Source organism: Arthrobacter sp. PsM3, assembly GCF_030433895.1.
Taxonomy (GTDB): Bacteria; Actinomycetota; Actinomycetes; order Actinomycetales; family Micrococcaceae; genus Arthrobacter.
This window is the reverse complement of the sequence record NZ_JARUXE010000003.1, coordinates 88,604-106,871: the sequence shown is the minus strand read 5'-3', so window position 1 is coordinate 106,871 and position 18,268 is coordinate 88,604. Positions and strand designations below refer to the sequence as shown.

The 18,268-nt window shown below is 69.5% G+C and carries 12 protein-coding genes; 5 read left to right on the top strand and 7 right to left on the bottom strand.

Features of this window, described 5'->3' with window-relative positions:
• The first annotated feature begins 70 nt into the window (after nucleotides 1-70).
• The gene (locus tag QCD75_RS02260; RefSeq protein WP_301225307.1) at nucleotides 71-2,698 is read left to right on the top strand and encodes a cation-translocating P-type ATPase; all 2,628 of its coding nucleotides are present in this window, start codon (nucleotides 71-73) and stop codon (nucleotides 2,696-2,698) included.
• A 116-nt stretch (nucleotides 2,699-2,814) separates the two neighbouring features.
• Entirely contained in the window at nucleotides 2,815-5,205 is a 2,391-nt protein-coding gene (ppsA, locus tag QCD75_RS02255; protein WP_301225305.1) for a phosphoenolpyruvate synthase, read from the top strand.
• On the opposite strand, the gene QCD75_RS02250 is transcribed toward ppsA, so the two are convergent.
• Nucleotides 5,153-7,075 (bottom strand): heavy metal translocating P-type ATPase, encoded by a 1,923-nt coding sequence (locus QCD75_RS02250; protein ID WP_301225304.1) that lies wholly within the window; start codon nucleotides 7,073-7,075, stop codon nucleotides 5,153-5,155. The genes ppsA and QCD75_RS02250 overlap by 53 nt on opposite strands.
• 261 nt (nucleotides 7,076-7,336) lie before the next feature.
• Here QCD75_RS02250 and QCD75_RS02245 point away from each other — a divergent pair, with 261 nt between their 5' ends.
• The 3 genes from QCD75_RS02245 (at nucleotide 7,337) to QCD75_RS02235 (ending at nucleotide 12,826) form a co-directional block, all read left to right on the top strand.
• Complete coding sequence (locus tag QCD75_RS02245; protein ID WP_301225302.1) at nucleotides 7,337-8,440, top strand: SDR family oxidoreductase; 1,104 nt, start codon at nucleotides 7,337-7,339, stop codon at nucleotides 8,438-8,440.
• A 134-nt stretch (nucleotides 8,441-8,574) separates the two neighbouring features.
• Nucleotides 8,575-9,567 carry a polysaccharide deacetylase family protein gene (locus QCD75_RS02240; protein ID WP_301225300.1) on the top strand — a complete coding sequence of 331 codons (993 nt, stop codon included), beginning with the start codon at nucleotides 8,575-8,577 and terminating at the stop codon, nucleotides 9,565-9,567.
• Between the two features lie 85 nt (nucleotides 9,568-9,652).
• The gene (locus QCD75_RS02235; protein WP_301225299.1) at nucleotides 9,653-12,826 is read left to right on the top strand and encodes an HAD family hydrolase; all 3,174 of its coding nucleotides are present in this window, start codon (nucleotides 9,653-9,655) and stop codon (nucleotides 12,824-12,826) included.
• 22 nt (nucleotides 12,827-12,848) lie between these two features.
• On the opposite strand, the gene QCD75_RS02230 is transcribed toward QCD75_RS02235, so the two are convergent.
• The 6 genes from QCD75_RS02230 to QCD75_RS02205 all read right to left on the bottom strand — a co-directional run bounded on the left by QCD75_RS02230 (nucleotide 12,849) and on the right by QCD75_RS02205 (nucleotide 18,105).
• The gene (locus tag QCD75_RS02230; protein WP_301225298.1) at nucleotides 12,849-13,856 is read right to left on the bottom strand and encodes a zinc-dependent alcohol dehydrogenase family protein; all 1,008 of its coding nucleotides are present in this window, start codon (nucleotides 13,854-13,856) and stop codon (nucleotides 12,849-12,851) included.
• Nucleotides 13,857-13,918: 62 nt separating this feature from the next.
• On the bottom strand, nucleotides 13,919-14,869 hold the full coding sequence (locus QCD75_RS02225; RefSeq protein WP_301225297.1) for a universal stress protein: 951 nt from the start codon (nucleotides 14,867-14,869) through the stop codon (nucleotides 13,919-13,921).
• Nucleotides 14,870-14,943: 74 nt separating this feature from the next.
• The gene (locus QCD75_RS02220; RefSeq protein ID WP_301225296.1) at nucleotides 14,944-16,110 is read right to left on the bottom strand and encodes a YihY/virulence factor BrkB family protein; all 1,167 of its coding nucleotides are present in this window, start codon (nucleotides 16,108-16,110) and stop codon (nucleotides 14,944-14,946) included.
• Nucleotides 16,111-16,192: 82 nt separating this feature from the next.
• Nucleotides 16,193-16,801, bottom strand: coding sequence for a DUF3618 domain-containing protein (locus QCD75_RS02215; protein WP_301225293.1), 609 nt, complete (start codon nucleotides 16,799-16,801; stop codon nucleotides 16,193-16,195).
• Nucleotides 16,802-16,819: 18 nt separating this feature from the next.
• Nucleotides 16,820-17,233 (bottom strand): phage holin family protein, encoded by a 414-nt coding sequence (locus QCD75_RS02210; protein ID WP_301225291.1) that lies wholly within the window; start codon nucleotides 17,231-17,233, stop codon nucleotides 16,820-16,822.
• A complete protein-coding gene (locus QCD75_RS02205) occupies nucleotides 17,230-18,105 on the bottom strand; it encodes a hypothetical protein (protein ID WP_301225289.1) in 876 nt (291 codons plus the stop codon). Before QCD75_RS02205 ends, QCD75_RS02210 begins: the two co-directional genes overlap by 4 nt.
• Between the last annotated feature and the right edge of the window lie 163 nt (nucleotides 18,106-18,268).

Here is an 18,268-nt window from a genome sequence, read left to right as displayed (position 1 = left end):
CACCCTCAATCCATGAGCTACCTGACCAGGGCCGGTCTACGGTGTTGCGCCTAAGCGGCCGCGGCCGGCCGTGACGCCGGAGGCCCCCGCCGGGGGGCAAAGCGCCGAGGCGCTCCGGGCCGCTCCCGGGCTGAGCTCCGCGGAGGCGGCGCGGCGGCTGGAACAGGTCGGGGCGAACAGGCTGCCCGAGGCCGGCACAGTCCCCGGCTGGCGGAGGCTGCTCGCCGAACTGACCCACTTCTTCGCCATCCTGCTCTGGTGTGCCTCCGTGCTCGCCTACCTGGCCGGCATGCCGCAGCTGGCCATCGCGATCGTCATTGTGATCCTGGTGAACGGGGTGTTCGCCTACATCCAGCAGGAACGCGCCCAGCATGCCGCCGCGAAGCTCCGCGAGCTGCTCCCGGCAATGGTCTCGGTCCGCCGGGACAACCGCGTCATCAAGGTCCACACCACCGAGCTGGTCCCGGACGACGCTGTGGTGCTGGTTGCCGGCGACCGGGTCCCGGCGGATCTGCGGCTGGCGGTGGCGGCGAGCTGTTCCGTGGACGAATCAATGCTCACCGGTGAAAGCGAGGCGCTTGCCAAGGTTCCCGGCGACACCGTCTTTGGCGGGACCTTCCTGGTCAACGGCCAGGCCGAAGGCATTGTCGCGAGCACCGGCGGTCAGACCCGGCTCGCCGAAATCGCCGCCCTGACGGGAAAGGTCGAGGCGCCGCCCAGCCCGCTGGCCCGGGAACTGCAACGGATCGTCCGCATCACCGCCGCGATGGCCCTGGGCATCGGCGCGCTGTTCTTCGTGCTCTCGCTCCTCGTCGGGATCTCGTGGCGGGACGCGTTTCTTTTTGCCATCGGCGTGATGGTGGCGCTGGTGCCCGAGGGCCTGCTGCCCACGGTCACCCTGTCCCTGGCCGTCGGGGCCCAACGGATGGCGCAGCGGAACGCACTCGTCCGCAACCTCGAAGCGGTGGAAACCCTCGGCTCCACCACGTACATCTGCACGGACAAAACCGGCACCCTCACCCAGAACAGGATGAACGCCGTCGAGGTCTGGACCCCGTCCGGGGTGCTCAGCATCATCGGCGGAGGCTACAGCCCGGAGGCGGAGGTCACCGGGAAGGGAACCGTGGAGGCGCAGCACCTCAGCACCGCCGCGCTCGCCGCCTCCGTGGGCCGTGCCGTGCTCCACGAGGGCAAGTGGGTCGCCGAGGGCGACCCGATGGAGGCCGCCATCCATGCCCTGGCCGCCAGGCTGGCAGGACCCGGGCAAGGCCCCGGGGAGCCGGACGTCTCGCACCGCTTCGCCTTCGATCCCCGCCGGCTGCGGGAGTCCGCCATCGTCGGGACCACCCTGTATGTCAAGGGTGCCCCGGAGTCCGTGGTTCCGCTGTGCGGCGAGGACGGCGCCGGCCGCGCCCTGCGGATGGTGGATGAGATGGCCTCCCACGGGCTGCGGGTGCTGGCCGTGGCGGAGCGGACCCTGCCCGGCCTGCCCGGCGCCAGCTTCAAGCTTGAGGAGGTTGAGCGCGACTTGACGCTGCTGGGGCTGATCGGCCTGCACGACCCGCCCCGGGCCGAGGTCCGGGTGGCACTCGAAGCGGCCCGCGACGCCGGCATCAAAGTGGCCATGGTCACCGGCGATCATGCCTTCACCGCGGCGGCCATCGCCCGGGAAACCGGGCTGATCGGATCGCCCGAACTGGTGCTGGAGGGACACAACCTGCCCGAGGACGACGCCGTCCTGACCGCGCTGCTGGACCGCGACGGCGTGGTGGTCAGCCGCGTCACCCCGGAACAGAAACTGCGGGTGGCCCGCCTGCTCCAGCGCCGCGGCCATGTGGTGGCGATGACCGGCGACGGCGTCAACGACGGGCCGGCCCTGCAGCAGGCCGACATCGGCGTAGCCATGGGGCTGAGCGGCACGGACGTGGCCCGCGAGGCGGCCGACCTCGTGCTGCTGGATGACGATTTCGCCACCATCATCGCGGCGGTGGAGCAGGGCCGCGCCACGTACGCGAACATCCGGCGCTTCCTGACGTACCACCTGACGGACAACGTCGCCGAGCTCACCCCCTTCGTGATCTGGGCGCTTTCCGGCGGCCGGTTCCCGCTGGCGTTGAGCGTGCTGCAGATCCTCGCCCTCGACATCGGCACCGACCTGCTCCCCGCGCTGGCGCTGGGCAGCGAGGCCCCGAGCAAGGGAACGCTGAAACGCGCGCCGGAGCGCAGGCACCTGATGGACCGGGCGCTGATCATCCGGGTGTTCGGCCTGCTGGGCCCGGTCGAGGCACTTTTCGAAATGACGGCGTACACGGCGGTGCTCCTCGGTGCCGGCTGGACCCCCGGGGCGGAACTGCCGGCGTCGGACGTCCTGATGGCTGCCTCCGGCGCCGCCTTCACCACCGTGGTCCTGGCCCAGCTCGCCAACGCCTTCGCCTGCCGCAGCGCCTCCGTACCGCCATGGCGGCTCGGCTGGTTCAGCAACCGGCTGCTGGTCTGGGCCGTGCTGGCGGAACTGGGTCTGCTGGCGGTGTTCCTGTTCCTGGGACCGCTCGCCACCCTGCTGGGCCACGCGCCGCCGTCGCCCGGCGGCCTGGCCGTGGCCCTCGCCGCCATTCCCGCGGTGCTGCTCGCGGACTGGCTGTACAAGATCGTCCGCCACCGCCGGGTCGCGAAGGCCGCGCCGGCCACCAAGGTCTAAAGCCTCTGACATCGGACGGCCCGCCGCCACAGGATGGGTCCAGAGGCGCCGGGCTCCGGGCGGTAACCGCCGTGTCCGGTGCGTTCCTTCCTATTGCCGAAAGCAGGAGCTGCGACATGGCTGAATCCACGGTGCTGTGGTTTGACGAGATCGGGATGGGCGATGTCCCGCAGGTGGGAGGCAAGAACGCCTCCCTCGGCGAACTCATCCAGTCCCTCAAAGCCCAGGGCGTGCGGGTGCCGGACGGCTTCGCGACCACCGCTGATGCGTACCGCCGGTTCATCGAGGCCAACGGGATCGAATCCGCGATGCGCTCGCGGATCAAGGCCTACCGAACCGGTGAAACCTCGCTGCGCGCCACCGGCGAAGCCATCCGGGAGCTGTTCCTGGACAGTGAATTCCCCGAGGACATCGCAGCGTCCATCCGCGCGCACTACCGGGAACTGGGGCAGCGCGCCGGACTGGACCGGCTCTCGGTCGCGGTCCGCAGCAGCGCCACCGCCGAGGACCTGCCCGACGCGAGCTTCGCCGGGCAGCAGGAGACATTCCTGAACATCGCCGGGGAACGCGAACTGCTGGACGCCTGCCGCCGCTGCTACGCCTCGCTGTTCACCGACCGGGCCATCAGCTACCGCGAGGTCAAGGGTTTTGACCATCTCGACGTCGCGCTCTCGATCGGGGTGCAGCGGATGGTGCGCTCCGACGTCGGTGCCTCCGGCGTGATGTTCTCCATCGACACGGATTCAGGTTTCCCCCGCGTGGCCGTGGTCAGCGCCGCCTGGGGCCTGGGCGAAACCGTGGTCCAGGGCACCATCAACCCGGACAAATACCTCGTGTTCAAGCCGCTCCTGGCGGAGCAGGAGTTCACGCCGATCATCGAAAAGACCCTCGGTTCCAAGGACCGGAAAATGGTTTACAGCAGGGGCGGCCACGCACGCACGAAGATGGTGGACACCTCGGGGGCCGAACGCCGCGCGTTTGTCCTGGACGACGCCGAGATCCTCGCGCTGGCGCGCTGGGCCGTGAGCGTCGAGGAGCACTACGCCCGGGCGATGGACATGGAGTGGGCCAAAGACGGCGTGACCGGGGAGCTGTTTATGGTCCAGGCCCGGCCGGAGACGGTCCAGTCGCGGAAGTCGGGCTCCCGGTTCATCCTGCACCACCTGCTGGAAACCGGCACCGTGCTGGCGCGCGGCGCCGCGATCGGCGACTCCATCGCGCAGGGCACGGCGTGTGTGATCAGGAGCGCGGCGGACATCGAAAACTTCCGCGACGGCGCCATCCTCGTCACCGAGATGACCGACCCGGACTGGGTTCCCATCATGAAGCGGGCGGCCGGCATCGTGACCGACCACGGCGGCCCCACCAGCCACGCGGCGATCGTGAGCCGCGAACTCGGGGTCCCCGCCGTCGTCGGCACCGGCAATGCCACCACCGTCCTGGCGGAGGGCCTGGCCGTGACGATCTCATGCGCCGAGGGCGATGAAGGCCGCGTGTACCGGGGCAGCCTCGCGTTTGAAACCGAGGAGGTGGACCTCGGGGAGCTGCCGGAGACGCGCACCAAAGTCATGGTCAACATCGCCAGCCCCGCGGCCGCGTTCCAATGGTGGCGGCTGCCGGCAGACGGCGTCGGGCTGGCCCGGATGGAATTCATCATCAGCACCCTGATCCGGGTCCATCCGATGGCGCTGGTCCACCCCGAGCGGGTCACCGACCCCGGGGAAGCCGAGCAGATCCGCGCCCTGACCAGCGGCTACGCGGACCCGAAGGACTACTTCGTGGACGCCTTGGCCCTGGGCATCGCCAAGATCGCCGCGCCCTACCACCCGCGGCCGGTGATTGTCCGGCTCAGCGACTTCAAGACCAACGAGTACGCGCACCTGATCGGCGGTTCGGCCTTCGAGGAGCCGGAGGAGAACCCTATGCTCGGCTTCCGCGGCGCCTCCCGCTACTACGACGAGCGCTACCGCGAGGGATTCGCGCTGGAGTGTGTGGCCCTCAAGCGGGTCCGGGAAAAGCTCGGGTTCGGCAATATCATCGTGATGGTCCCGTTCTGCCGGACCCCGCAGGAAGCGGACCACGTGCTGGCTGTGATGGCGGAGAACGGCTTGGTCCGGGGTGAGAACGGACTGCAGGTCTACATGATGTGTGAGATCCCGTCCAACGTTGTCCTCGCCGAAAAGTTCGCCACCCGCTTCGACGGCTTCTCCATCGGCTCCAACGACCTCACCCAGCTGGTCCTGGGCGTGGACCGGGATTCGGCGCACCTCGCCTCACTCTTCGATGAGCGGGACGAGGCCGTCATGGCGATGATCAGCGAGGCCATCCGCAAGGCCCACGCCGCCGGGATCAAGATCGGCATCTGCGGCCAGGGCCCCAGCAACCACCCCGAGTTCGCGGCGTTCCTGGTCGGCGAGGGCATCGATTCGATCTCGCTGAATCCGGACAGCTACCTCAGGACCGTTCCGCGGATCGCGGAAGCCGAGAAACAGGCCGCGGCCCGGTAACTCCGCCGGCAGCCTTCTGCCCCGGCGCCCTGGTTCCGGCCCGCTTTCCCGGGCTGAGCGCGCGCAGCGCATTGAGGATGGTGGCCAGGTCCACGAGTTCCTGGGAGAGGGCGCCGGCGATGGCCGGGATGTAGCCGGCCGCGGCGGCGACCATCAGCGCCACGCTCAGCGCGATCCCGATCCAGATGCTCTGCAGCGCCACCTTGACGGTGCGCTGGCCCACCCGCACGGCGGAGGCCACCTTGGACAGGTCGTCGAGGATGATCACGACGTCGGCCGACTCGCCGGCCGCCGTCGAGCCGCGCGCCCCCATCGCGATCCCGACGTCGGCGACGGCCAGGACGGGGGCGTCGTTGACGCCGTCGCCGACCATCATGACCGGGCGCAGCGGTAGGGACCGGACGGCTTCGACCTTGTCCGGCGGCAGGCACTCGGCGCGGACATCCGTGAGCCCGGCCTCGGCCGCGATGTGCTGGGCGGTGCCGAGCGCATCGCCGGTCAGCATGACCGTCTCCGTGACGCCGAGTTCCTGGAGCTCTGCCAGGGTGCGGCGGGTTTCCCGGCGGATCGGGTCGCTCATGACGAGGGAGCCGGCGAATTTGCCGGCCACGCCCACGTAGATGGCGAGTTCGCCGCTGGCCAGCTCCGTTTCCTCGACGCCAGCGGCCGATTCCGCCACGAAATTGGGCTTGCCGACCACCACGTCGCGGCCGTCGAAGCGCGCCCGGACGCCGTGGGTGGCGAATTCGGTGGCCTCCGTGGCGGATTCGAAGACCAGCCCGCGGGTCCGCGCGGCGTCCATTACCGAGGCGGCGAGCACATGGGAGGAATACTGTTCGGCGGAGGCCGCCAGCCCGAGCACCTCGTCCTCGGTGAAGGACCCCGACGCCCGGACCCCAACGAGGGCGGGGCGGCCGTAGGTCAGTGTGCCGGTCTTGTCGAAGGCGACCGTTTTGATCCGGCTCAGCTGTTCCAGGACACCGGCGTATTTGACGATGATTCCGCCGCGGGCGGCGCGGCTCATGCCGCCCAGAAATGCCACGGGGGCGGCGATCAGCAGCGGGCACGGGGTGGCCACCACCAGCACTTCCGCGAAGCGGGCCGGGCTGCCGCTGACGATCCAGCCGACCGCGCCAAGGAGGTAGGCGAGGGCCGTGAACGGAACGGCGTACCGGTCAGCGAGCCGCACCATCGGCGCTTTGCTCTCCGAGGCTTCCTTGACCAGGGCGACGATGCGGCTGTACTGCGAATCCTCCATCCGGGCCGTGACCTGCATCCGGACCGCGGCTTCGCCGTTAAGGGAGCCGCTCATCAGCCCCTCGCCGGCCACCCGCTCCACTGGAAGGCTCTCCCCGGTGAGCGAGGACTCGTCGAAGCTGCCGGATTCAGAGAGCAGGACGCCGTCCAGCGGCACGACCTCACCCGGCCGCACAAGCAGGATGTCACCGATCTTGACAGCCGTGGCGGCAACATCCTCGTGCTGGCCGTCCTCATGGTTGCCGCCGCGTTCCCGGTGGGCCGTCTGCGGGACGCGTTCCAGCAGGGACGTCAGTTCCTTTTTGGCCCGGCCGGCGGCGTAGTCCTCGAGTGCTGTTCCGCCAGCCATCATCAGGACAATGATCATGGAGGCGATGAACTCGCCCACCAGCACGGTGCTGACGATGGCGGTAACGGCCAGGATATCGATGCCCCATTGGCCGCCGATCAGGCGGCGGACCATGCCGACGCCGAGGTAGACGGCCACCGCCAGGGCGTAGACGCTGGCCGCGAGCTGGGCAATCAAGGGCTGCCCGGACAGGAGCAGTATAAGCACCGCGAGCAGGGCAGCGACTGTGCCCGCAACAAGCGGATACCGGAGCAAAAGTTTCACGGATATCCTGCCTTAGCATTCGCGCTATCTTTACGCGTCTTCCACTCTTTCATCCTACTGCGGGGCCCTCCCCGGGAGGGCTGCCCGGGATCAGGTTACGCGGCACCCCTCCGCTGGCGGGCGGCCCGGGCGCAGGTTACGCGGGCGGCCCCCGCGCGGGCGTGAGACGCTGGAGCGGGGCGGCGGAGGACCCGTCCAGGCCCAGCCGGCCCGCATGGTGGGGCGGCGACGGCGCCGCGGGACAGTAACAGGAGGAATGGCGTGCAAAGCAGTTCAGACACCGTTGATACCAGGACTGCCCTGGTGGTTGGGGCCAGCGGAATTGCCGGATCGGCCCTGGTCGACAGGCTCGCCGACACGGGCTGGGACGTGCTGGCCCTGTCCCGCGGCCGGATCCGGCGCAGCGATGTCCGCCATGTGAGCGCGGACCTGCACTCGGTGGAGAACCTGCGTGAAGCCCTGGCCGGCGAACGGCCGAGCCACGTGTTCTACACGGCGTGGTCACGGATGAACACCGAGCAGGAGAACATCGACACCAACGCGGCGATGCTGCGGAACCTGCTCGCCAGCCTCAGCGGCCATCCGGTGAAGCATGTGGCCCTCATGACCGGGCTGAAGCACTATTTGGGACCGTTTGAAGCGTATGCGGCGGGCGAGATGCCGGACACGCCCTTCCGCGAAAGCGAGCCGAGGCTGCCGACGCCCAACTTCTACTACGCCCAGGAAGACGAGTTGTGGGCGGCCGCCGGGAAGCAGGGCTTCGGCTGGTCCGTGCACCGGGCGCATAGGGTGATCGGGCATGCGGTCGGCAACGCCATGAACATGGGACTCACGCTCGCCGTCCAGGCGTCCATCTGCCGGGAACTCGGGCAACCCTTCATCTTCCCCGGCTCCGAGACGCAGTGGAACAGCCTCACTGACATGACGGACAGCGGGCTGCTGGCGGAACACATGATCTGGGCGGCCACCGCCGACGGGGTCGGCGACGAGGCCTACAACATCGTCAACGGCGACATCTTCCGCTGGCGGCGCATGTGGCCGGCGCTGGCCGCCTACTTCGGCGTCGAACCCGTAGGGTACGCCGGCCGGCCCCGCCCGCTGGAACAGCAGATGCTCGGCAAGGAGGGCATCTGGACCGGCATCGCCGCCCGCCATGGGTTGGCAGAACCCGATCTCGCCCGGGTCGCCTCCTGGTGGCACACCGACGGTGATCTGGGCCGGAACCTCGAAGTGGTCACCGATATGAGCAAGAGCCGCCTGGCGGGCTTCACCGGGTACCGCCGGACCGAAGACTCCTTCATCCGCCTGTTCGACCGGTTCCGGGCCGACCGCCTGATTCCGGCAGCGCCCTCCGCCTCAGCCTAGCAACGCGGGGTCACTTAGCGCCCATCCGAGGGGTCATTATGGGCGCGATCTGACCCCGCGTTGCTTGGAAGGGTTGGCGGATACTGGGCACTTCAGCCCTAGTTCGACTGTGGCCGGTGGTGCCACAGTGAAGCATGTGGTCGATCTTTTCCGACCGGCGCCGCTGGCTGCCAGCCGCTGCTGCGGTGCTGTTGCTGGCCGCCGCCGTGGTGCTGGCGGTCGTCTTTTCGGCGGGCCCGCCGTCGGCTGGTCCGGCGGCGGGCAGCCCGACGGCGTCCCCGGCGGTCCCAGCGCCCTCCTCGGCGTCGGGCCCGGCCACCGCCGGCCCGTCGGACAGCCCAACGCCGGGTCTGCCGCCGTCGGACACCCCGCTCCCCAACCCCAGCGAAACGGTTCCGGCCGGGCCGGCCCCGGCACCGTCCATTCCCGAACCCCCTGCTCCCGAACCGCCCGCTCCGGAGCCGCCACCCCCGGCACCCGCCGTCCCGTTCCCCGCCGCCCTCGCCGGACGCGACGTCGAGGTGATCCCGGGGGCCGGGGCAGTTGTGGCGCTGACGTTCGACGCCGGAGCCAACGCGGCCGGGCTGCCGAGCATCCTGCAGACCCTGGCCGCCACCGGTGTCCGCGGCACCTTCTTCCTCACCGGCAACTGGGCCGCCGCCAACCCGTCAGGCGTCGCCGGGATCGTCGCGGGCGGCCACCGGCTGGGCAACCATTCGATGACCCATCCGGGCTTCACCGGGCTTCCGGACGCCGCGATCGGGCAGCAACTGTCGGGAGCCGAGCAGGCCATCCGGGCCGGCGGCGGGGATCCGCGGCCGCTGTTCCGCTTCCCCTTCGGCGAACGCGACGCCCGGACCATCGCCGCCGTCAACGCCTATGGCTACCTTCCCGTCCGCTGGACCGTGGACACCCTGGGCTGGAAGGGCAGCAGCGGGGGAATCAGCGCGCAAATCGTGGCGGACCGGGTGCTCGCCGGGCTTCAGCCGGGGGAGATTGTGCTGATGCACATCGGCTCCAACCCCGATGACCGGACCACCCTCGACGCCGACGCCCTCCCCGGGATGATCGAACGGATCCGCCAGGCCGGCTACAGCTTCACCACCCTCGACGCGCTGCTGCGCTGATGTCCGCCCTTCGAATCCCGGACCGGCCGGACATTGCGCCGGGTCGCCACTGTCGCGTTGACCGGATGCCTGATACGACTATGGCATGACGGAGTCGCCCACCCTTGCCGCAGCCCTGGCGCCCGTCGACGCGGTGATCTTCGACCTCGACGGCGTGGTCACGGACACGGTGGAGCTTCGCGCGGCGGCATGGACGCAACTCTTCGACGAAGTCCTCCAGGACCCGCGGCTTCCTGACGGGACCCGCCGGGACCCTTTCAGCACCGAGGACTACCAAGACCTGGTCGCGGGCCGGACCTGGGAGGACGCGGTGACAACCTTTCTCGAATCCCGCGGCGGGGCCATCCCGATGGGCTCACCGTCGGACGGCTCCGGGGACTGGACCGCGTTCGGGCTCGCGGCCCGCCACCACGAAGTGTTCGAAAAGCTGCTCAGCAACAACCCGGTCCGGGCCTTCCCCGGCACTGCCGACCTGCTCGGCCGGCTGAAGGCGGGCCGGATTCCCGTGGTGCTTGCCACCTCGGCCCGGAACGCGGGGGCGCTGTTGTCTGCCGCCGGGCTCGGGGACGTCTTCGACCACATCATCGACGGGCAGACAGCCCTGGACCGCGACGTCGCGGGCAAACCGGCCCCCGCCCTGCCGCTGGAGGCGGTGCGCCGGCTCGAGATCCCGCCCGCCCGGGCGATGGTCATCGAGGAATCGGTGACCGGCGTGGAGGCCGGCCGGCGCGGCGGCTTCGGGCTGGTCGTGGGGATCGACCGGGCCGGGCGCCGGGATCCGCTGGAAGCGGCGGGCGCCGACGTCGTCGTCGAAGATGTCAGCCAACTGGACATCGGACTCGTCATTTCGCACCCGTGGCTGCTGGTCTACGAGGGCTTCGACCCGGCGCACGAGGGCCACCGTGAGGCCCTCACCACCCTGGGCAACGGGTACCTGGCCACCCGCGGCGCCGCCCCCGAACACCGCGCCGGCGCGGTGCACTATCCGGGCAGCTATCTCGCCGGCGTCTACAATAGCCTGCGCAGTGTGGTGATGGACCAGGAAACGGTCGACGAACACATGGTCAACATCCCGGACTGGCTGCCGCTGGACCTCCGGATCGGCGACGGCGCGTGGTGGTCCGAGGGCGGCCTTGCACTCCGCAGCGAGCGCCGCACCCTGGACCTGAAGCGTGCGGTGCTCACCCGAGAGGCGCTGCTGGAGAACCGCGATGGCCGGCAGCTCAAGCTGCTGCAGCGCCGTCTCGTGTCGATGGCAACGCCGAACCTGGCCGCGCTGGAAACGGTCATCACGGCTGTCGGCTGGGACGGTGCCGTCAGCATCCGCAGCGGCTGCGACACTGGGGTGACCAACTCCAATGTCCCCGAGGACGCGGCGCTGTCCAGCCGGCATCTGGGGTCCGTGGAGGTTACCGCGTCCGAGCCCGGCCCCGGGGTCGCCGGCCTCACCGTGGAAGTCCGGACCGTCACCAGCGGGATCGGGATTGCCCTGGCGCTCCGGACCGACGTCTCCGGGTCCGGCGGCCCGCAGGGGGCAGGGATCCCCGAGGAGCTGGGCGGGCTGCACTCGCACCGCTTCGAGCTTTCCGTGGCTGCGGGGGAGCCGCTGACGGTTCTCAAGACCGTGGCCGTGGCCTCCTCCCGCGACCACGCCATCGCCGCGCCGCTGACCGCGGCCCGGGCCGCCCTGGCCCGGGCCCCGGGCGGTTTCGGGGCGCTGCAGGCCGAGCACGAGGCCGCGTGGGCGATCCTGCTCAAACCGTTCATCATCGAGCTCGACGACGGCTCGCAGGCACAGCTCATCCTGAACCTGCACGTCTTTCATCTGCTGCAGGCACTCACCACCCACACTGCGGAACTGGACGCGGGCGTGCCGGCCCGCGGGCTGCATGGCGAGGGCTACCGGGGACACGTCTTCTGGGATGAACTCTTCGTTCTTCCGCTGCTGAACTCCAGGCTGCCGTCCGTCGCGCGGGAGCTGGTCGATTACCGGTGGCGTCGGCTCGGCGCGGCGCGGGATGCGGCCCGGGCCGCGGGGCTGAAAGGGGCGATGTTCCCGTGGCAGAGCGGCAGCGACGGCACGGAACAGACGCCGCAGCTGCTGTTCAACCGGCGGTCCGGGCACTGGATGCAGGACCATTCCCGGCTACAGCGGCATGTCGGCCTCGCCGTCGCCTACAACGCCTGGCAGTACTTCGAAGCGACCCAGGACCGCGGGTGGCTGACCGAGCACGGTGCGGAAATCATCGTCGACGTCGCGCGGTTGTTCGCGTCGATGGCGGAGCTGGACCCGGCGGAGGACCGCTTCCACCTCCGCGGCGTCATGGGTCCGGATGAATACCACACCGGAAATCCTGGCGACCCCGGCGGCGGACTGAACGACAACGCCTACACCAACATCATGGCGGCCTGGGTGTTCGACCAGGCCGTCTGGATCATGCACTCAGTCCAGGGGTTCGACATGGACGAACTCCGTGTCCGGCTGCTGGTCACGGCCGCCGAAATCGAGGCCTGGGAACACCTCAGCCGCCGCATGTTCGTTCCGTTCCACGACGACGGCGTCATCAGCCAGTTCGACGGCTACAGCGCGCTCCGGGAACTCGACTGGAAGCACTACCGCCGGACCTACGGGCTCATCGAGCGGCTGGACCTGATCCTGGAGGCCGAGGGGGACAGTGCGAACCACTACCGGCTGGCCAAGCAGGCCGATGTCCTGATGCTGCTGTACGTCCTGGGCGAGGACCAGCTCATCGCGTTCCTGGCCCGGCTGGGCTACACGGTCACCTCAGCCCAGATGGCCGCGACGGTGGACTTCTACCTGGCCAGGACGGCGCACGGCTCCACGCTCAGCCGGGTGGCCCACGCATCGGTACTGGCGCAGCGGGATCCCGAGCGGGCGTGGGCGGTGTTCCGTGAGGCCCTGGACGCGGACCTGGATGACACCCAGGGCGGAACCACCAGCTCCGGCATCCATCTGGGCGCGATGGCCGGGACGATCGACGTCGTCCAGCGCAGCTTCGCCGGGCTGCGGATCACCCGCGATGCCCTCGACTTCGCGCCGCGGCTGCCCGTCGAGCTCAGCCGCGTGCGCTTCCAGGTCCGCTACCGGGACCAGATGCTCGCCGTCCATCTGGAACGCGACCGCCTGTCGGTGTCAGCAGCCCCCGGCGACGCCGCCCCGGTGCTGGTGCGGGTCGGGACCCAGCGGGTGCTGCTCCGGGCCGGCCAGGACCATGTGTTCCTGCGGCAGGACGACTGAATCCGCCGGCGCCCACGGCCCGCTAGGGGGAGTCCATCCGGAGCACGGCCGCGCCCGTGACCCGGTCCTCCGACAGGTCCAGCAGCGCCTGGTCCGCGGCCGAGAACGGATAGGACACCGTCGTGGGGCGCAGCGGGATCTCCGCGGCGATGCGGAAGAACTCCTCGCCGTCGGCCCGGGTGTTGGCGGTGACGCTGCGCAGCTGGCGTTCCTGGAACAGTTCCGTGGCGTAGTGCAGCGGCGGGATGTCGCTGAGGTGGATGCCGGCGACGGCGAGGGTGCCGCCCCGGTCCAGGGCACGTAGGGCCGCCGGTACCAGGCTGCCCGCCGGAGCGAAGAGGATGGCGGCATCCAGCGGATCCGGCGGTTGCTCATCGGCGCCGCCGGCAAAGGTCGCGCCCAGCTCGAGGGCCAGAGCGCGCGCTTCCTCAGACCGCGTCATGACGTACACACGCGCGCCCTGGAACAGGGCGATCTGCGCGGCCAGATGCGCGGATCCGCCGAAGCCATAGATCCCCAGCCGTCCGCCGATGGGCAGCTCGGCCCGGCAGAGCGCGCGGTAACCGATGATCCCGGCGCACAGCAGGGGGGCGGCCTCCTCGTCCGAGAAGTTTGACGGGAGCCGGTAGGCGAAGTTCTCGGACACCGTGATGAGTTCGGCATAGCCGCCGTCACGGTCCCAGCCCGTGAACACGGGGGTCAGGCACAGGTTCTCCGCTCCACGCAGGCAGAAGCGGCAGGAGCCGCAGGTCCTGCCGAGCCAGGCGACCCCGATCCGTTCGCCGGGGGAGAACCGCGTGGCGCGGGACCCGCACGCAATGACGTCGCCGACGACCTCGTGGCCCGGGATGACGCCCGGGCGCCGCGGGCGGAGGTCGCCCTCGGCGAGGTGCAGGTCGGTCCGGCAGACTCCGCACACGTGGACCCGCACCAGCACCTCGCCGGGGCCCGGCCGGGGGTCGGGGCGCTCGCCTGCCACGAGGGGGCCGCTTCTCATCGGCCCGGGCTGTCCTACCCGCCAGGCTCGCACGGGTGTCCTCCTCTGCTAGGACCTCCAGCTCCCCTCTGAAGGCAGTGGTCCGGTGGAGCGGTTCAGCGCGTTATCAGGACGTTGCAGCGCGCCTTGTTCAGGACGGTCGTGACCGTGTTGCCCGGGCCTCCCTCCCGGTTGTGGGTTCCAATCACCAGTACCTCGGCCCCGCCGGCGGCCGCCAGCAGTTCTTTGGACGCCGCGTGGCCTTCCCGCAAGTCGACTGAGATCGACAGATGCGGGGCAAGGTTCCGGGCCTCCTCCAGCGCGTGGTCCAGGAGTTCCTGGCCCTGCATCGGGCCATGCCGGCCATGCATTTCACGGGTTCCGCCACGGCTCTGGTCGATGGTGACGATCTGCAGGGTTGTGCCGAGCACTCCCGCCAGCCGTGCGGCGCCGGCCAGGGCCGCGGAGCTCCGGGAGGTCCCGTCGATGCCGACGACGACGGGGCCCGCGGCTTCCCCGGGACCGCGCAGCCGGCGGATCACCATCAGCGGACACGGGGAGGAACCGGCCAGGTCGAGACAGACCGAGCCGGCAAGCTGCCCCAGCACGCCGCCGAGCCCGCGGCTGCTGACCACCAGCAGGCGGGCATCCTGCGCTGCGTCGCGCAGCACCGCCGCCGGGAGCCCTGTTTCCATGACGCCCTCGACGTCGGGCCCGGTTCCGGCGGGGGCCTCCGCCGCGGCGTCCGCAGCGGTTCCGGCTGGGGCGGGTCCTGCAGCCGTTGCCGCGCCCGGGGTTCGAGCAGCCGCGAAGGCCGCGCGTGCCAGGTCGACGCCTTCGGCAAGGATCGCCTCGGCTGAGCGCCGCAGTCCGCTGCCTTCCACGCCTTTGACCGGGCCGAGCTTCCTGGTGAACATCGGCCAGACCCAGGCGTGGACCACGCGGAGCCGGTATTGTCCGGCGGCTGCGTACTGCGCGGCCCACTGGACGGCCTCTTTCGCTGCCTCCGACCCGTCGTAGCCCACGGCCACCGTGGTGCGTTCGGGCCCTGCCGCGGGTGCCGTCATTCGTCCTCCCCGTCAGCTGTGTCCGCCTCCGGGCGGTACTTTGCCCCCAGTAGAACGCGGCGGGCAGGAAAGGGCTAGGGGCTTTGGTCCCGCGGGTTGCGCGGATCCGCGTCCTGGACCCGCCCGGAGCGCGCCGCGGCTCCCGCGTCCGCTTCGCCGCTCCGCTCACGCAGTTCGCGGCCGCGCTGGATGTCTTCCTGCTCACGGGCCTGCAGCTTGTCGCTCTGTTTGGTGTCGCGGGGCGGCAGCTGGATGGTTTCCTCGGCTTCGATGCCGGCCTGGAGCTGGCGGCCACGTTCCATTTCGGCGTCGAATTCGGCGCCGAAGAGCAGCGACATGTTCAGGATCCAGAGCCACAGCAGCGAGATGATGACGCCGCCGATCGTGCCATAGGTCTTGTTGTAGCTGCTGAAGTTGGCTACGTAGAACGCGAAAGCCACGGAGGACAGCAGGAAGACCGCCAGGGCAATGAAGGAGCCAAGGCTCATCCAGCGGAACTTGGGCTGCTTCACATTGGGCGTGGCGTAGTACAGGATGGCGATCGCGAGCACCACGAGCAGCAGGATGACGGGCCACTTGGCGATGTTCCAGACAACGAGGACAGCCCCGCCCAGCCCGATCGCGTTGCCGACGGACTCGGCCACCGGTCCGCTCAGGACCAGCATGGCAGCCAGCAGCAGGACGATCAGCACCGTGGCGATGGTGACGGCGAGCATGGTGCCGCGCAGTTTGATGAAGGGCCGGCCTTCGTCGATTTCGTAGATCCGGTTCATGGCCCGGCCAAATGCCCCGACGTAGCCGGACGCGGACCAGAGGGCGGTGAGGATGCCGAGCACCAGGGTCAGTCCGGCAGCGGAGGAGCTGCTGAGCTGCTCGACCGGCTGGCGGATGGCATCGACCGTTTCTGCGGGCGCGAAGCCCTGGACAATGTCCAGGAGCGCGGCCGTGGTCTTCCCGGCCTGCCCGAAGATGCCCAGCAGGGACACGAGAGCCAGCAGGGCCGGGAAAATGGAGAGTACGGAGTAGTAGGTCAGGGCCGCGGCGAGGTCCGGGCACTGGTCCTTGGTAAATTCGCGCAGCGTCTTTCTGGCGATGTACTTCCAGGAGGGCTTGGTCACCTCGGTGGGGCTGTCCGGTTTGCGGGAGTCGTCCGGGGCGGGGGCCGTGCGGGCCTTGGCGGTGCTGCTCTCCCGGGTTTCGGCGTCGGCGGTGGTGTCTGCCGGGGCGGGGTTCTTGGCCATGGGAATTCTTCCTTTGGGGTTAAGTGCAACGGCCGGCCGTCCGGCGCGTAAGCGCAGGACGGCCGGCCGGGTTCGAACGGGATCAGACCTGCTGGACGTTGTCCTTGGCCTCAACGGTCCGATCCTTGACGTCCGCCACGGCGCCCTGGCCTTCGGCCTTGACGTGTTCGGTGGCGGCGGTGGCCGTGGCCTTGACGTTCTCCACCGCAGCCTGGGCAGGCTCCCTGAGTCCTTCAGCCACGTGCTTGGCGGCATCCGTGAGTTCCGTCGTGAGCGGCTCGGCAGCAGTCTTCAGGGAATCTGCGGCTTCGCGTTCCTTCTGGCTGGCAGGAATCAGGGAGGAGACCAGCAGGCCGGCCCCGAACGCAATCAGACCTGCCGCCAGCGGGTTCCCCTGGGTCTTCACCTTGACCTGCGTGGGGGCATCCCCGATAACTGCCCCGGCGTCGCCGAGGTGCGACCCGGCACTGCCGGTGGCCGAGTGGACATTGCCGGCGGTTTGGTCGGCAGCTCCCATGACTTTCTCCTTCACTCCAAAAACGGCGTCTTTGACGTTTTCTTTGACTCTGTCGGTTTGCCGCTGGACGATGTGGGACGGGGTGACCTTGTCCGCTACGGCATCGACATTCGTGCCCAGCCGCGCGCGGGTTGCTTCAATATCTGCTCGGATGACATCCGGGTTTTCACTCATCGTGTTTCCTCGCTGTATTTAGGGGGTGGGCTTGAGCGTGGGCGGGATTTCCTGAAGCGTCTCTGCGGTCTGGGGCATGCCCTTGATCGCGTTGAGTTCCTTGCGGCCCATGGCTGCCAGGACTGCGGCGACGATTCCCCAGATGATCGCGACAACGACGCCGGACCATCCCAGTCCCATGACGTTCCCAAGCGCCCACCAGAGCGCCAGGGACAGGAACAGCAGGACGAAGTGGCCTGCGACTCCGGCGCCGGCGAGCATTCCGCTGCCCTTGCCGGCGCGGGTCGCCGACTGCTTCAGCTCAACCTTCGCCAGTTCGACTTCCTGCCGCATCAGGGTGGACATGTCCCGCGTGACCTCGCCCAGGAGATCGCCGAGGGACGAGGTTTCGGCCTTCGCGTGCGCGGCGGTCTGGGGCATTTCGCTGGTCATCGACGGCCGCCGTCGAAGGGGTCATCGCGGAAAGGGTCCTGCCGGAGCGGGTCAGTCACCACGGGCTCAGATTCCCAGCGGTCCTGTCGGTTGCCGCCGGCCAGCGGGTCGGCGTCGAGCGGGTTGGGCGGGTAGGTGTCCGCAAAACCCGCGGTCGTGGTTTCCGGGGCCGGCATCTGCACCGGCGGCGGCGGAACTGCCGTCCCGGTGTCAGGGATCCGGGTGGCCGGCATGCCTGTGCCGGCGGCCGCGCCGGGCGTGGACTCGGGGGCGCCTGCGCTGAGGCTGCGGCTGAGCCGGCCTGCCAGGATGCCGGCTCCGGCCGCGAGCAGCAGGAACGTGCCGGGGCGCTGGCGGGCAAAGGATTTCACCTCGGTCAGCAGCGAACCGGGATCGCGGCCATCCAGCCAGCCGGCGACGGCGGAAGACCGCTCGGCGGCCTGGCGCACGAGGTCGGTGGCAACCCCGGGCTGATCGGAGGCTGCGGCCATGCTGTGCAGCTCCGTGGAAATGGAGCGCAGACCTTCGGCGACCTTCTGCTGCTGTGTGCCGGCCTGGTCAGTCAGGTCGGATTTCGCCTGGTGCAGCAGATCCCGGGCGTTCGTCTTGACCTCGGCCGCCACATTGGTGACCTCGGTCTTGGCCGTCTCGGCCACGTTCTGGGCGGAATCCGCGGCCTGGCGCGTCACGTGGGCTGCCTCGTCCTTGGCTGCGTCGGTTTTTGAGGCCCCGCCGTCGGTGGAGGTGGTGGAAGCGCCGTGGGCGCCGCCGTTCGGAGTCGGCGGGAACGTGCTTGCCGGCCGGAGGGGAGTCTGCTGGGTGGCCGTGGGCGTGCCGTAGCTACCGTCCTGGGGCCATGTGTTCTCTGTCATCTTCGCTCTCTTTTCAAGATCGGCTGCTGATCACAACCAGCAATAACTGGAGAGTTAATAGTAAGCATGATTACTAAAGATAGTAAGTACCCTTTGCTTTATTTTTCCCGCGGGTTCCTTCCGGCGGGGCAGTTCAGGTGTCAGCGGCTGGCCCCCGTACAAG